Here is a 16,067-nt window from a genome sequence, read left to right as displayed (position 1 = left end):
ATAGACTATTATAATAACAATAGGTATCAAGAAAGGTTTAATAACTTAGCTCCTATGGAAGTTAGAACTGTTGCATTAGCGACAGAAACCCCTATTCAATATCCGATACCAGAAAATAAAAGAATACTTGCTTATAAGACAGAATTAGAAGCAAAGAAAAAAAGAGCATCATGATAAATGCGACTAACTACGTAGTCGCATCATCATATATCTTTTATTTATTTTGATTGTCTACTTGACAGGAGTCAGATCACAGATTGTGTGGCAGCTTTTTTACTAAGTAATGTAATCCTTAATGCCCTTGTATATTTAAAGCTGTAGCTATGTAAATCTGCTTTGATTATTTCATCAATAGAGTAAGTTCTTAAAAAATAACTTATACAATTAAGTATTTTGTGACTTCATAGGATATACTTTTATACAGCTTAAGTATTAAGCTCAGAAATTGTCTATTTTAATATTAATTCTATCTACAAATAATATTTAGTTTACATAATCATAATTATGTTATAGTAAACTAAATTTAAAAATACTATTTTTATATAAATAGATATATGATAAAATAAAACTATTTGACAAAGTAAATTAAAGGGGAAAGTATATGGCAATAACACTTAATGAACTAAGTTATGAACAAGAAGTTTTAAAAGAAAAGACAAAATTAATAAATAACGAAATTAATATAAAGACTAAAAAGAATGAAGAATTAGAATCAAAAATTTCTTCATTAAAAAAAGACGCAAAAGGAAAATATAATGAAGAATTAGATACTATGGAGAAGTTATATAACGTAACTAGTAGTTCTATTGTTAATTATAAAGAAGCAATTGATAAACCTTACTTTGGAAGAGTTGATTTTAGAGAGAGAAAAAAGGATTGTGAAAGTTTCTATATAGGAAAAATTGGTATAATGGATTCTGTAGAGGCTGAAGAAGTAGTAGTTGATTGGAGAGCTCCTATTGCTGATTTATATTATAGTGGAGTAATTGGTGATGTTTCTTATGAAGCTCCAGGTGGATGGATTGATGGAGAATTAAAAACTAAACGAAAATTTATAATTGAAAATGGTGAGATAAAGGATGCTTTTGATGAAGGTAATGAACTTATCATTAAAGGTAGTAATGGAGATGAAAATCTTATCGATGAATTTCTAAAAATAAATTTAGAGGAATCTTCATCAACAAAACTTAAAGAAGTAGTTGCTACAATACAAAAGGAACAAAATGATATAATAAGAGCTCCATTAAATAGTGCATTAATTATTCAAGGGTCTGCTGGATCAGGGAAAACTACAGTAGCTCTACATAGATTAGCATATTTATTATATAAATATAGAAAAAACTTAAGTGGAAATGATATCTTAGTAGTAGCTCCAAATAAAATGTTTTTAGATTATATATCAAATATACTTCCATCACTAGGTGTAGAAAAAGTTAAACAATATACTATGGAGCAAGTAGCATTAAACATTTTAAGAATGAAAACTAAATATATTTCAAAAGAAGAAAAGTTAAATGTATATATAAATGAAGGTGAAGATTTATTAATCCAATCATCGAAATTTAAAGGCTCCATTGAATTTAGAGATATACTGGATAATTATATTAAGTATCTTGAAAAAGAAGAATATGAAAATATCAGTGATATTAAATGTGAAGGTTTTGTACTTTTTAAAGCAGCAGAGATAAGAAAACTTTATGTAGAAGATATGAAAAACTTATCTTTAAATAAAAGAAAAGAAGAAATAAGAAAGTATTTTTTAAAGAAGAAGAAAAATGTTTTAGGTCAAGTCTTTGAGAAATTAGACATGTTTTATGATTTAAAAGTTAAGAAGATTAAAAGAGATTTTGATGATAGTGAAGAAAGACGTAAAATGTTAACATCAATTTATAATGAAAGAGATGAGAAAAAATCTTCTTTATTAAATCAATATAAATCTATAATTGAAGAGAATATAAAAGTTTATAATGTTAAAAATATATATAGTGTATATAAAGAACTTTTTATTAATGAAAAAATTGCAGAGGCAATACACGTTGATAAAATGTCACCTAAGTTATTAAATTATATAAAAGAGTCTTTTAACACTAATGATGAGAAAAAAGTAATTGATGGTGATGATATAATAGCGATGGCATATTTAATCACTAAAATAAATGGTATTGATGATAAAAATAAGTTTAGACATATTGTTATAGATGAAGCACAAGATTATTCACCATTGGCTTTTAGTATGATAAAAGAAATATGTACTATGGAGTCTTTTACTATAGTTGGAGATTTAGCTCAAGGAATTTATTTCTTTAAAGGAATAACAGATTGGAATATTCTAAAAGAAAATATATTTGAAAATAGTGAATTTATTTATCTTAAACAATCATATAGATCTACAGTTGAAATAATAGATTATGCTAATAGAATATTTGAGAGACAAAAACTGAATTTTGAACCTTCAAGGGCAGTTTTAAGACATGGAAAAGAAGTAACACATATAGACGTAGAAACTCAAAAAGATATGGCAATAGAAATAGACAATATATGTAATGAAGTAATAAGTAGTGGGAAAAGAATAGTTGCTGTAATATGCAAGAGTTCAGATCAATGTAAAAAAGTACATTCATATTTACGTAAAAACTCTAATTATTCATGGACATTAGTAAAAGATAGAATGGATGATTTTGAATTTGATTTTATGGTAATACCTTCTTATATGACTAAGGGTTTAGAATTCGATTGCTCTATTGCTATTGATGAAGATAGTTATGATGACAGTATATTTGATAATAAGTTGCTATATGTAGTACTTACAAGAGCACTTCACTTTCAATATGTTATAAATTTAAAGTGTTAATTGAATAGAAAGAAGATATAATATATTTACTAAGAATTATTATCGATAGGAGCGCTTATGGAGTATTTAGAATTAAGTAAAAATATTTATTGGGTTGGAGCAAAAGATAGAGATTTAAAAGTATTTGATATAATTATGAAGACAGATGAAGGTACTACTTATAATTCATATTTAATAAATGATGATAAAGTAGCACTAATAGATACTGTAAAGAATAACTTCTTTCAAGAATCTATAGATAAGGTAAAAAAGATTATTGGTAATAAATCTATAGATTATATAGTTGTAAATCATACGGAATTAGATCACTCTGGTAGTATTAATGACTTCTTAAAGGAATATCCTAATGCCACTGTTATTGCTACTAAAGCTGCTATAATGTATTTAAGTGAAATAATTAATACTACTTTCAAATCAATAGATATATCATCAATAAAAGAGTTAAGCCTTGGCGAAAATACTCTAGAATTTATTACTGCACCAAACTTACATTGGCCAGATACAATGTTTACTTATGTGAAGAATAAAGAAATCCTGTTTACATGTGACTTTTTTGGTTGTCACTATTGTCCAGATGAAAGTATGTATACAGAATATAATGATGTATATATAAGAGAAATGGAATATTATTATCAAACTATAATGTCACCTTTTTATAAGTTTGTTAATAATGCGTTAGATAAAATTAATAATTTATCTATTAAGATGATAGCTCCATCACATGGGCCTATTCATACTGAAGAAAATATAGATAAAATTAAAAATGCTTATTATAATTTGTCTAAAAAAGATAGCGTAGTAAATAATAAAATATCTATTTTTTATATAAGTGCTTATGGAAATACTGAAAAAATGGCTAATTATATAAAGATGGGATTAGAGAAAAAAGGATTTTTAGTAGGTATCTATGAAATAACTTCTTATGATACTTCAGAACTTGTTAAGATTATAGAAACATCAAAGGGAATTTTAGTTGGTACACCTACCATTAATCAAGATGCTGTTAGACCGGCATGGGATTTATTAAATTCAGTATGTCCTATTAATGTGAGAGGAAAAGTTGCGTCTGCATTTGGATCTTTTGGATGGAGTGGAGAAGGAGTTCCTATGATTTTATCTAGGATGAAGGATTTAAAATTTAATGTATTAAGTGATGGATTAAGATTTAAATTTGTGCCATACAATAAAGAATATGCTGATGCAGATGAATTTATAGAAAAGTATATAAAATTATTAAAATAGCAATTATAAAAAGAAACTATCAATGATAAATTTTCATTGATAGTTTCTTTTAGTTATAATATTGGTGATATTAATCTTATAATAGATTCCATAAATCTTTTAATGACACCTCTATTATTAAATTCATTTTTATCTAAAGGTATGCATACTTTCTCATCTTCTAAAAATATCTTCTCATAATTTTTTGTAATCTCTGTATCATATATTATTGCATTAACTTCAAAATTTAATTTAAAACTTCTTATATCAAAATTAGCAGTACCAATACTAGTAACAGCACCATCGGCAACAATAGTTTTTGCATGGATAAAGCCATTATTATATTGATAAAACTTGATTCCAGAATTTAAAAGTAAATCTATATTAGCATGTAGTATCCAAGGCATATAAAAATGATCAGGTTTATATGGAACCATTATTCGTACATCAACACCAGATAATGCAGATATTTTTAATGCTTCTGTCATTGGTTCGTCTAAAACTAGATATGGTGTTTGAATGTAAATATGATCCTTAGCGTTGTTTATAATTTTTAAGTAAGAGTTCTTAATAAATTCTTCTACATGGTCTGGACCTGAAGATATTATTTGAATACCGACATTTCCGTTATTATTAATAGTAGGAAAATACTTAGATTCTTTTGTTATTGAAGATTTATAAGCATAATCCCAATCCATTAAAAATCGCATATTTAGTTCTGTTACTGAATCACCCTGTAGTCTTAGATGTGTGTCTCGCCAAAAGGAGAACTTCTTTCCACGATTTACATATTCATCGCCAACATTGAAACCACCAACATATCCAATAACTCCATCAATTACGACTATTTTTCTATGATTCCTATAATTCATTCTTAGATTAATTAGTGGAAGAATTCCTGGGAAGAATAAGGCAAATTCTATTCCCAAGCTTTTTATATACTCTTGATCTTTTCTTCTAATAGTTTTAGAACCCATTGCATCAATGAGAAGTCTAACTTCAACACCCTCTTCAACCTTTTTCTTTAGAGAGTCTAAAATTGTATGACCTAAGTTATCCAATCTGAATATGTAGTATTCGATATGAATAAAGTTTTTGGCACTTTCTATATCTTTAAGTAAATCTTTAAATTTATCTTCGCCATTTATATAAGTGGTTACAGAATTATTATTAGTATATAGAGCGCTACAATGATTGAAATTCATTTTAATTAAAGCAGAAAACTGAGAATTATTACCTGGAATTATATGGTTCTTTCTAATAATGTTATCTAATTTGATTTTATCAATGATATTTTTTTCGTTGAAAATTTTTCGCTTACTTAAGTCTTGACCAAAACATAAATATAATATAAATCCAATACCAGGTAGTAAAGTTATAATAAGCAACCATCCCCATGTAGCAGAGGGTTCTCTTCTTTCTATAAAGATAAGAGAAAATATTGAAGCAATATTTACAATAATCATTAAAGAAAATAAGATAATATGAATCTTCATTAATATTTCCTTTCTTTTCGTTTTAAACTTTTATTATTATTTTCTTTAATAGATTTATTTTTATTCTTCTTTTTTGCAACAGAATATCCAAAGCTACCTAAAGCTTTTAAATTTATACCAAAATATTCTCCATGACAATAAGTAATAAGATTAGCTCTATTAAATTCAATTTTACCATTAGCATTTATCAAGGAGTCTTCTACCTTTACACCTACTACTTCACATAGAAACATATCATGAGTACCTAGTTTTGTGATATTAGTTACTTTACATTCTAAAGCAATTGGTGCCTTTTTCAAAGAAGGTGTTGTAATATTTTCACCTGGTTCTAACTCTAAATTGAAGTGCTTAATTTTATCTTCTATTTTTCCAGAGCGTACACCACAATAGTCTACTATTTTAACCATATCTCTAGAAGGTAAATTAACTACACATTCCATAGTTTCCTTTATATAATCATAAGATAATCTTTCAGGGCGGATTCCCATAGCAATCATTGGAGGCTTTGTACAAACCGTGCTGATCCAGCCTACGGTAAAAACATTTACCTTATCTTCTTTATTTTTAGATGTAATTAAAACAACAGGGGTAGGATTTAACATAACACTACCTTTAAACAATGTCTTTGACATAAAAATATTCTCCCTTAAAACATTAAATTTAGCTTAGTTTACTATAACAATAATATTAGTTATTGTAAATATTATATGTTGTAAATATAAAGAGAAGTTATTAAAATATATTAATAGGTAGGTGATATTTTGGAAGAGAGATTACAAAAATATATGGCTAGTTGTGGAGTAGCTTCAAGAAGAAAATGTGAAGAGTTTATTTTAGCAGGAAGAGTTAAAGTTAATGGCGTTGTTAAAAATGAATTAGGAACTAAAGTATTAATTGGTAAGGATGTTATAGAATTTGATGGAGTTAAAATAGAAAAAGAAGATGAAAAGGTATATTATATTTTAAATAAGCCTACTGGTGTTATAACTAGTGCTTCTGATGAAAGAGGACGCAAAACTGTTATTGATATAGTAAAGTCAAAGGAAAGAATATTTCCTATTGGAAGATTAGATTATAATACATCAGGATTATTGTTACTAACTAATGATGGAGAAATTTTCAATAAGCTAATGCATCCTAGAGTAGAACTTTTTAAAACATATATAGCTGATGTTAAAGGATATATATCGGATAACGAGATTGAAGAATTGAAAAATGGCGTAGATATTGGAGGGTATATAACAGCTAAAGCTAAAGTATTTGTACAAACAAGGGATACTAATAGGTCAACCATTAGAATATCAATTTCAGAGGGCAAGAACAGACAAATAAGAAGAATGTGCTCTAAAGTTAATCATGATGTTATTAACTTAAAAAGAATTTCTATAGGAGACATAAAGTTAGGTGACTTAAAAGTTGGCGAATATAGAAAGTTAAATGATAAAGAATTAAAATTTTTATTTAAATTATAAAATGCAATATTTAAATTATAATGTATCAAATTAAGAAAGTTTTATTGAAAAATATTGCAAAATTATCGTTAAATATCTTTAATATCCATTGAAAATGAAATTTATATTGATTAGCTTTTCATATAATGGTAAAATTAAATACATATCAACCATAAAGGTGGGGATAATATGATCGATTCAAACAAGCAAGACTTAATGAGAACTATTCAAGTAAAGTTCCCTAGATTAAGTAAGGGACAAAAACTTATTGCTGAATATATATTAAAACAATATGATAAGGCTGCATTCATGACGGCAGCTAAATTAGGTGATAGTGTAGGAGTAAGTGAATCAACTGTAGTAAGATTTGCAAATGAGTTAGGTTTTAGTGGATATCCTAAACTACAAAAGGCATTACAAGAATTAATAAAAAATAAACTTACTACTGTTCAGAGAATAGAACTTTCAAATAATTACATAACTATGGAAAATGCCTTAAAAGGCGTACTTAAATCTGACATGGAAAATATAAGAGTTACTTTAGAGAAGATTAATCCGAAGACTTTTGATGAAGTGGTAAATTGTATATTTAACGCAAAGAGAATATATATTATTGGGTTAAGAAGTTCCACAGCACTTGCAGAATTTTTAGGATTTTATCTTAACTTAATTTTAGATAATGTTAAAGTTGTTGCCTACGGTGTATCAGACATTTTTGAGCAAATGATAAATATTTCAAAAGATGATTTGGTAATAGGGATAGGTTTTCCAAGATATGCAGCAAGAACTATTGAAGCATTAAATTATGCGCATGGAAAAGGAACAAAAGTTGTAGCAATTACAGATTCTTTATTATCACCATTAGCAACTAAGTCTGATTATACATTAATAGCTCAAAGTAACATGGCGTCATTTGTTGATTCATTAGTAGCACCATTATCAGTGATAAATGCATTAATAATAGCAGTAGGGCTTAGAGAGAAAGAAAAGATATCATCAATATTTTCTGGGCTAGAAGATATTTGGGAAGAATATAAAGTTTATTCATTTAAAAATGATACTTTATTTTAAAAATGTAATTGAAAAAAAATAAAAATCGTATTAATATAAGCTAAGAAGCATATTGCTTTTTGGCTTTTTTAATAAATACATATATAGTAGGTGAGTAAATGTCATCTGTAGTCGTTATAGGTGGAGGACCGGCAGGTATGATGGCTGCTATAAAGGCAGCTGAAGAAGGTAATACAGTTACCTTAATAGAAAAAAATGAAAAGTTAGGTAAGAAATTATATATAACAGGAAAAGGTAGATGCAATGTAACAAACAATAAAGATATAAGTGAGTTCTTTGACAATATACCTGGAAATCCTTCCTTTTTATATTCTTCATTATATTCTTATACAAATTTGGATGTAATGAATTTTTTTCAATCTGAAGGCGTAGAATTAAAAGTTGAACGTGGAGATCGTGTTTTTCCAAAGTCAGATAAATCTTCAGATATTATAAAAGCTTTTGAAAAGAAACTAAAAAGAAATAATGTAAAGATACTGCTTAATACTGTTGTAGAAGATATAGAATATGGTGATAAAACTGTAAAATCAGTAATTTTAGCAGGGGGTAAAAAGATAAAAGGCGATAATTATATAATTGCCACAGGAGGTATTTCATATCCTCAAACAGGCTCTACTGGAGATGGATATAATTTCGCTAAAAAAGCAGGTCATACAATAATAAATCCGAGAGCTGCACTTACCTCAATTACTGTTGAGGAGCAGTGGATTAAGGAATTGTCAGGGTTAAGTTTAAAGAATGTAGAATTAAGCCTTAAAAATAATAATAAGGTTATATATAAAGGTTTTGGTGAGATGTTATTTACACACTTTGGAATATCAGGACCTATAGCATTAACTGGTTCAAGATTAGTTCATGACTTTGATCAATTAAAGGCTTGTATAAACTTAAAACCTGCATTAGATAGAAATAGTTTAGATAAAAGAATTCAAAAGGACTTTGTAAAATATGCAAATAAGGATTTTAAGAATTCTTTAAGTGATTTATTACCGAAGAAAATTATAGATGTAGTTATACGTTTATCTAACATAGATGAAAATAAAAAAGTAAATTCCATAACAAAAAATGAAAGAAATAATATTATTGATATAATACAAAACTTTACATTAAATGTTTCTGGTGTTAGACCTATTGCAGAAGCAATAATAACAGCAGGAGGAATTAGCACAAAGGAAATTGATCCGTCTACAATGCAATCTAAATTGATTAATAATTTATATTTTGCAGGAGAAGTTATTGATGTTGATGCTAATACTGGAGGATTTAATTTACAGATAGCATATTCTACAGGAGTTTTGGCTGGTAGTAATATAGAAAAGAGGTAAGTAAATGGATTTTAATATAGCAATCGATGGTCCTGCAGGATCAGGTAAAAGTACTATAGCAAATATACTGGCAAATAAATATGATTTAATGTATATAAATACTGGTGCCATGTATAGAGCTGTAACACTATTTGCAAAAGAAAATAATATAAAACCTGAAGATACAGAAAAGTTAGCAGATCTAATTAATGATTTGAAAATGCATTTTGATAAAGAAAAACTAATTGTAAATGGTGAAGTAATTAATGATAAGATTACAATGCCTGAGATTAGTAATTCTGTATCTGATTATGCTAAAGTACAAGTTGTAAGAGAATTATTAGTAACTGCGCAAAAAAAACTTGGAGAAGAATATAATGTAATAATGGATGGAAGAGATATCGGTACAAATGTTCTTACTGATGCAAAATATAAGTTCTTTTTAACAGCAAATCCTGAAGAGAGAGCTAAAAGAAGATATTTAGAGTTAACTAACAAAGGATTAAACGTAAATTTTGAAGATATATTAAATGATATAATTAAAAGAGATTTAATAGATTCAACAAGAGAAATTAGTCCTCTAAAGAAGGCTGATGATGCCGTTGAAATTGATACATCAAATTTAGATATTGATGGTGTTGTTAACTGTATATGTGAACATATAGAATAGGTGGTATATAAAAATGGGAAAAAAAATAATCTTAGCAGAGAATGCAGGCTTTTGTTTTGGTGTTCAGCGAGCAGTTGATTTATCACTAAATAATAGTGAAGAAAATAATAATATTTATACTTTAGGACCACTAATACACAATAATGATGTGGTTAATAAGTTAAAGAAAAATCACATATATGAGGCAGATGTTAATGAAGTATCAAAACTTACACCTGGAACAAAGGTGATTTTGAGATCTCATGGTGTTGAAAAATCTGTTATATCTGATTTACAAGAACAAAAATTAGATATAGTAGATGCTACATGTCCATATGTTACTAATATTCACAAAAAAGTTGAAAAGTATTATAATAATGGTTATGCTATAGCTATTGTTGGAGATGCAAATCATCCAGAGGTAATAGGTATAAATGGATGGTGTGATAATTCTGCTATTATAACAAAAGATGGTAGCGACTTTGATGAAATAGAAAATTTTCCTAAAAAGTTATGTATTGTATGTCAAACAACGAATAAATTAAGTAATTTTGAAAAAGCCGTTGAAGAAGCTACAAGACTTACAAAAGAATTAGTTGTATTTAATACTATTTGCAGTGCAACAGAAGTTAGACAAAAGAATGCAGAAGAATTATCAAAGCAAGTTGATGTAATGATTGTAATTGGAGGAAGACATTCTTCTAATACAAATAAGTTATATGAAATTTGCAAAAAAAATTGTGAAAACACAATTCTTATTGAAAATTCTTCCGAAATACCTGATAATATAATTAGTTGTAATGAAAATATATCTATAGGTATAACAGCTGGTGCATCAACACCAGATTGGGTAATAAAGGAGGCTATTAATAAAATGAATAACGATAATGAATTAACAATGAATGATGTTTTAAACCAAATGGATTCAGCTGAATCTGTAAGAGTAGGATCAAAAGTAAAAGGAAAAGTTATATCAATAAATGATAAGGAAGCTTATTTAGATATCAATAATAAAGCAGAAGCATTTTTACCTGTTACAGAAGTATCATTACCAGAAAATACTAGTCTTGACCAATATTTAAAAGTTGGAGACGAAGTAGAAGTAAAAATAATAAAATTAAAAAATGATGATGGATATGTAGTAGTATCATTATTAGAATTACAAAGAGAACTTATAGTAAAAGAATTAAGTGATGCTTTCCAAAATAAAACTGTAATCAATGTAAAAGTAGTTGAAGTTGTAAAAGGTGGAGTGATTTGCTTATTCAAAAATGCTGCAAGAGTATTCTTACCTGCATCACAAATTGAATTAAATCATGTAGATGATTTGTCAATATATGTTGGTAAAGAACTAGAAGTTAATGTAATAGAATATGAAAAGAAAAACAGATTATCAAAGATAGTTGTTTCAAGAAGAGTTTTACTTGAAAATAAAAAATCTCAAGAAGAGGCAAAAGTATTTGAAACAATAAAAGTTGGAGATATAGTTGAAGGTGAAGTAAAGAGAATAACTGATTTTGGTGCATTTATCGAAATTCAAGGTGTAGATGGTCTTGCTCATATATCAGAATTATCTTGGGGAAAAGTAAGCAAAATAACAGATGTTTTATCAATAGGTCAAAAAGTAAAAGTAGTTGTTTTATCAGTTGATGCTGAATCAAAAAAATTATCTTTATCAATAAAGAGAACAACTAATGATCCATGGTTAAATGTTGAAGAAAAATATCCTGTAGGATCAGTTGTATTAGGAAAAGTAGTTAGATTTACATCATTTGGTGCTTTCGTAGAATTAGAAGTAGGTATTGATGGATTAATCCATATATCTCAAATAAGCGAAAAGAGAATTTCTAAACCAGATGAAGTATTAACATTAGGTGAAGAAGTTAAGGCAAAAATAATTGTTGTAGATGCAGCAAAGAAGAGAATAGAGCTTTCAATTAAAGAAGTAGATTATATGCTATAAAATAAAAAGTCAACAGTTTACTGTTGGCTTTTTATTTAAATCTTAGGGGAATAAAATAATATGTACGTTTTAGAAAAAATAAATAAAAAGAATTTTAAGTATTTAGAAGCTCTTAATCTAAGATCTAAGGATATAAATAGTTTAAATGAGGATATACTTATAGAAATTAATCGTGATAGATTTTTAAAAAAGCTAAAGGTATTAAAAAAAGTAAGAATTATATCCTATAAAGGAATGTATGTTGGATTTATATGGTTTGAGAAATCAAAATACGAGTATAATATATATAATATAAAATCAATATATGCTGAGGGAGATAATTTAGTTGGTGTATATAATAAACTGTTATCTATTATTCCAGAGTCATATAATAGCATCTATTATTCTTCTATAGATAATTGTATTTATAATAGTGTTTTAGAATCTTTAAAGTTTAAAAGGTTACTTGGAACCTGCGAAATGAAAATGGACTTATGGAAGGTAGATGAAATAAATAATATTGTTGAAAACGTAGAATTTAAGTTTTTTAAGAGAAATAGTGATGAAGATTTAAGGTGCAGATTACAAAATCTTATATTTCATAATAGTAATAGAATTCCGTTAACAGTAGAAGATATTAAATATGATTTGACACAAAAATACTCAATAAAAAATGGGGGAATTTTTTTATACCTTAGAGATGAACCTATTGGTTATGGACAAATAATTTATGATAAAAAGCGATATTATATAGTTAACTTTGGAATAATTCCATCACATAGGGGAAAGGGCTTTGGCAAGATTTTATTACATAAGTTATGTTCTTTTACTAAGAACTTTAATACAAAGGAATTATATTTAAAAGTTGATGCTAATAATAAAGTTGCTATAGATTTATATAAAGACTTTGGATTTGAGACTATAGAGAAATATTATAAATGGATAAAAATAGGCTAGAGTAGTTCTAGCCTATTTTTAAGAAAAAAATTTAGGTGAGTAAGGTACTGCTGAAGTTTTTCTTTGATACAAATACGAAGAATTTAAATCTTTAAAATAGGACTTTTCGCTTATGCAGTCACATTTTAAGATATCATTAGAAGTATTTAATTCATTTGCTTTTTCTTTAGCATCATACATAAATATTCCTCCTTGCTTTAATAATAGTTTTTCCTAAATTTCTAGAGAATATAAATTAATTTATAAAAAATAAGTAAAGTTTATATTAGTGTGATGATTTTAATTCATTTTCTTTATTTATGAATAAAATATTGTTATAATACTGAAAGTGATATTTTTAGATTAGGAGTGTATAATTTAATGAAAAACAATAATTTGAAATATATAATTGAGACTTGGGGATGTCAAATGAATGAAGAAGATTCAGAAAAAATCTCTGGTATGCTAAAATCTTTAGGTTATAAACCAACAGATCAAAGAGAAGAAGCAGATATAATAATTTTTAATACATGTTGTGTTAGAGAGAATGCTGAACAAAAAGTTTATGGTAACTTAGGTATGTTAAAGAAACTAAAAGAAAAAAATCCTAATTTAATCATTTCTATATGTGGATGCATGATGCAACAAGAAGGAATGGCAGAGGAAATTATTAAGAGATTCCCTCATGTAGACATTATTTTTGGAACACATAATGCCCATATGTTCCCTGAATACTTAAATAGAGCAAGACAAGAAGGAAAATCTATTATTGAAGTAAAACAAAAAGAGGAAGGAATAATTGAAGGTATTCCTATTGATAGAAAAAGTGATGTAAAGGCATTTGTAACAATAATGTATGGATGTAATAACTTCTGTACTTATTGTATTGTTCCTTACGTTAGAGGAAGAGAGAGAAGTAGAAAACCTGAAGATATTATAAATGAAATTAAATGTTTAGTTAAAGAAGGATATAAAGAAGTAACGTTATTAGGTCAAAATGTTAATTCATATGGTAAGGGCTTAGAAGAAGATATTAATTTTGCTAAGCTGCTTAGATTAGTAAATGAAATTGAGGGATTAGAGAGAGTAAGATTTATGACATCTCACCCTAAGGATTTAACTTCAGATGTTATCGATGCTATTGCAGAATGTGATAAACTATGTGAACAAATTCATCTACCTGTCCAAGCAGGTTCTAATTCATTACTAAAACGTATGAATAGAAATTATACAAGAGAAAGATATCTTGAATTAATGAATGAAATTAAGACTAAGATACCAGATGTATCAATAACTACTGATATAATTATTGGATTCCCAGGAGAAACAGAAGAGGAATTTGAAGATACATTAGCGCTTGTAAAAGAAGTTGAATATGATTCTGCATTTACTTTCTTATATTCCATTAGACAAGGTACTCCAGCTGCTAAGTTTGAAGATCAAGTTGATGAAGAAACAAAACATAGAAGATTTAATATCTTAATTGATGAAGTTAATAAAATAATAGCAGAGAAAAATAAGAAATATGAAGGTAGAACTGTAGAAGTTTTAGTGGATGGATTAAGTAAGAATGATGATACAAAGGTATCAGGTAGAACTAGAAATGGTAGACTTGTTAATTTTGAAGGAAGTGCAGATTTAATAGGAAAGTTAGTTAATGTTGAAATAACAAAAGCACAATCTTTCTCTTTAGTGGGGAAAATAGTAGAATAATATATATTATTTAAGTGGAAAAGTAAGGTAAATCCTTGCTTTTTTATTTTTTTATTTAATTTATTTAGCAAATTTACAAATATCGATAAAATACGATTGAAAATTTACTTTATTTAGTGTAAAATTAAATAAAATGTAAAATAAATATATAATGCTATTTTGAAACAAGAAAATAATATTTGTAATATATAAACGGGGGTTCTGGAATGGAGAGTAAAATGTATAAAGTAGATGTACAGAAGGTATATGATATTATTAATAATATTAGAAAAGAAATTTCTGACTTTGCAGAAAATGATGATCTGTTAATGAGTATATATAATTCATTTGATGATTATATGGATTTTGATATTGTAGAATTTAATTATATAAAAAAGGCATTACAAGTTTCTAATGATGAAATACTTTACGGTAGCGAAGATATAAAAGATAGTGGAGATACTTTATATGAAGTAGATGTAAAAAAGGTATGTGATATTATTGATTCTATAAAATATGAGATACCAAACTTTGCTGAAAATGATACATTATTAATGAATATATATAATTCTTATAATAATTTTGTTGAAGTAACTGAGACAGAACTAGAATGTATTTCATTATCGCTACAAGTTTCAAGTGATAAAATATTGTATGATGAATCATCATATAATAATAACAATAATGTTGACGAGAAGTTATACAAGGTTGATGTTAATAGAATAAAGCGTTTTGCAGATGAAATAAAACAAGATATACCAAATTTTGTTGATAATGATAAAACTTTATATGAAGTATATAATTCATTAAAAACTTATACTGAAATTGGAGATAAAGAACTAAAACATTTATCTAATTATTTGCAAATTCCTGTAGAAGATATACTATATGATGAAATGAACTCAAATAATAAAGTAAAAGAAGTGGAACCAGTTGAGAAAAAGGTTTCATATAACAATGTACCTAATAATGTATCAAACAATGTATCAAATAGTGTATCAGGAAGTGATGATTTTAAATTAGATTCTAGATTATGCAGAGAAAGATTAAAAGAATTAAAATCTAAAGATTGTGTAATAACTATGACATCTAAAGATTTAGCTTCTATTATTGATAGCAATGTAGATTCTTTTAAGAGTGATAATTACAAGAATATAGCAAGTCAACTATTATGTAGTCCAAGAAGAATAGAAAGTTGTACAGATGGTGATGATGTATTTCTACTTGATACTGTTAAGTATCAACATAAAGTATACTTATTAGGAAAAGCATTAATAGATGTACTTAAAGATAGTTATATTAATCCTAAGTTCTTAGAAAGAATAGAGAATAATGATTTTATTTCATTAAAGAGAAGAAATGCTAAGATTTTATCTGATTCAGTAAATTGTTCTTTAGAAGAAATAAAATACTTAGGAACAGATGATAATAATATGTTCTAAGATTACAAATAA

General features: G+C 26.7%; 13 protein-coding genes. 10 read left to right on the top strand and 3 right to left on the bottom strand.

The features are described from left to right. The first annotated feature begins 601 nt into the window (after positions 1–601). Positions 602–2,851, top strand: a complete 2,250-nt coding sequence (gene helD, locus KQI30_RS11285; protein ID WP_216463426.1) for an RNA polymerase recycling motor HelD — start codon at positions 602–604, stop codon at positions 2,849–2,851. A gap of 57 nt (positions 2,852–2,908) precedes the next feature. After that, positions 2,909–4,093, top strand: coding sequence for an FprA family A-type flavoprotein (locus tag KQI30_RS11280; RefSeq protein WP_216463425.1), 1,185 nt, complete (start codon positions 2,909–2,911; stop codon positions 4,091–4,093). Between the two features lie 53 nt (positions 4,094–4,146). Here the strand turns inward: KQI30_RS11280 and cls are convergent, their stop codons facing one another. Together cls and KQI30_RS11270 are read right to left on the bottom strand one after the other, a co-directional pair. Then, on the bottom strand, positions 4,147–5,568 hold the full coding sequence (gene cls / locus KQI30_RS11275; RefSeq protein ID WP_216463424.1) for a cardiolipin synthase: 1,422 nt from the start codon (positions 5,566–5,568) through the stop codon (positions 4,147–4,149). Next, complete coding sequence (locus tag KQI30_RS11270; RefSeq protein ID WP_216463423.1) at positions 5,568–6,200, bottom strand: flavin reductase family protein; 633 nt, start codon at positions 6,198–6,200, stop codon at positions 5,568–5,570. Before KQI30_RS11270 ends, cls begins: the two co-directional genes overlap by 1 nt. Before the next feature lie 129 nt (positions 6,201–6,329). Between KQI30_RS11270 and KQI30_RS11265 the strand changes: the two genes are divergently transcribed. The 6 genes from KQI30_RS11265 (at position 6,330) to KQI30_RS11240 (ending at position 12,942) form a co-directional block, all read left to right on the top strand. Then, entirely contained in the window at positions 6,330–7,040 is a 711-nt protein-coding gene (locus KQI30_RS11265) for a pseudouridine synthase (RefSeq protein WP_216463422.1), read from the top strand. Between the two features lie 171 nt (positions 7,041–7,211). Further along, positions 7,212–8,090: a MurR/RpiR family transcriptional regulator gene (locus tag KQI30_RS11260; RefSeq protein ID WP_216463427.1), complete on the top strand. Its 879-nt coding sequence runs from the start codon at positions 7,212–7,214 to the stop codon at positions 8,088–8,090. A gap of 98 nt (positions 8,091–8,188) precedes the next feature. Then, on the top strand, positions 8,189–9,415 hold the full coding sequence (locus tag KQI30_RS11255) for an NAD(P)/FAD-dependent oxidoreductase (protein WP_216463421.1): 1,227 nt from the start codon (positions 8,189–8,191) through the stop codon (positions 9,413–9,415). 4 nt (positions 9,416–9,419) lie between these two features. Beyond that, entirely contained in the window at positions 9,420–10,064 is a 645-nt protein-coding gene (cmk, locus tag KQI30_RS11250) for a (d)CMP kinase (protein ID WP_216463420.1), read from the top strand. Between the two features lie 13 nt (positions 10,065–10,077). Then, positions 10,078–12,006, top strand: a complete 1,929-nt coding sequence (locus KQI30_RS11245; protein ID WP_216463419.1) for a bifunctional 4-hydroxy-3-methylbut-2-enyl diphosphate reductase/30S ribosomal protein S1 — start codon at positions 10,078–10,080, stop codon at positions 12,004–12,006. 60 nt (positions 12,007–12,066) lie between these two features. Next, positions 12,067–12,942 carry a GNAT family N-acetyltransferase gene (locus KQI30_RS11240; protein WP_216463418.1) on the top strand — a complete coding sequence of 292 codons (876 nt, stop codon included), beginning with the start codon at positions 12,067–12,069 and terminating at the stop codon, positions 12,940–12,942. A gap of 18 nt (positions 12,943–12,960) precedes the next feature. Here KQI30_RS11240 and KQI30_RS11235 read toward each other — a convergent pair whose 3' ends face one another. Further along, complete coding sequence (locus tag KQI30_RS11235; RefSeq protein ID WP_216463417.1) at positions 12,961–13,122, bottom strand: hypothetical protein; 162 nt, start codon at positions 13,120–13,122, stop codon at positions 12,961–12,963. A 180-nt stretch (positions 13,123–13,302) separates the two neighbouring features. Here KQI30_RS11235 and miaB point away from each other — a divergent pair, with 180 nt between their 5' ends. After that, on the top strand, positions 13,303–14,634 hold the full coding sequence (gene miaB / locus KQI30_RS11230) for a tRNA (N6-isopentenyl adenosine(37)-C2)-methylthiotransferase MiaB (RefSeq protein WP_216463416.1): 1,332 nt from the start codon (positions 13,303–13,305) through the stop codon (positions 14,632–14,634). A gap of 206 nt (positions 14,635–14,840) precedes the next feature. Next, a complete protein-coding gene (locus KQI30_RS11225; protein WP_216463415.1) occupies positions 14,841–16,055 on the top strand; it encodes a hypothetical protein in 1,215 nt (404 codons plus the stop codon). Positions 16,056–16,067: the final 12 nt, after the last annotated feature.

This window comes from Clostridium bornimense (assembly GCF_018917145.1).
Lineage (GTDB): Bacteria > Bacillota > Clostridia > Clostridiales > Clostridiaceae > Clostridium_AN > Clostridium_AN bornimense_A.
This window is presented reverse-complemented; position numbering and strand designations above follow the sequence as displayed.

Coding starts and splice junctions, on each gene's coding strand:
- miaB (WP_216463416.1), top strand. CDS start 13,303: ATGAAAAACAATAATTTGAAATATATAATTGAGACTTGGGGATGTCAA.
- helD (WP_216463426.1), top strand. CDS start 602: ATGGCAATAACACTTAATGAACTAAGTTATGAACAAGAAGTTTTAAAA.
- KQI30_RS11255 (WP_216463421.1), top strand. CDS start 8,189: ATGTCATCTGTAGTCGTTATAGGTGGAGGACCGGCAGGTATGATGGCT.
- KQI30_RS11245 (WP_216463419.1), top strand. CDS start 10,078: ATGGGAAAAAAAATAATCTTAGCAGAGAATGCAGGCTTTTGTTTTGGT.
- cmk (WP_216463420.1), top strand. CDS start 9,420: ATGGATTTTAATATAGCAATCGATGGTCCTGCAGGATCAGGTAAAAGT.
- KQI30_RS11225 (WP_216463415.1), top strand. CDS start 14,841: ATGGAGAGTAAAATGTATAAAGTAGATGTACAGAAGGTATATGATATT.
- KQI30_RS11240 (WP_216463418.1), top strand. CDS start 12,067: ATGTACGTTTTAGAAAAAATAAATAAAAAGAATTTTAAGTATTTAGAA.
- KQI30_RS11280 (WP_216463425.1), top strand. CDS start 2,909: ATGGAGTATTTAGAATTAAGTAAAAATATTTATTGGGTTGGAGCAAAA.
- KQI30_RS11235 (WP_216463417.1), bottom strand. CDS start 13,122: ATGTATGATGCTAAAGAAAAAGCAAATGAATTAAATACTTCTAATGAT.
- cls (WP_216463424.1), bottom strand. CDS start 5,568: ATGAAGATTCATATTATCTTATTTTCTTTAATGATTATTGTAAATATT.
- KQI30_RS11270 (WP_216463423.1), bottom strand. CDS start 6,200: ATGTCAAAGACATTGTTTAAAGGTAGTGTTATGTTAAATCCTACCCCT.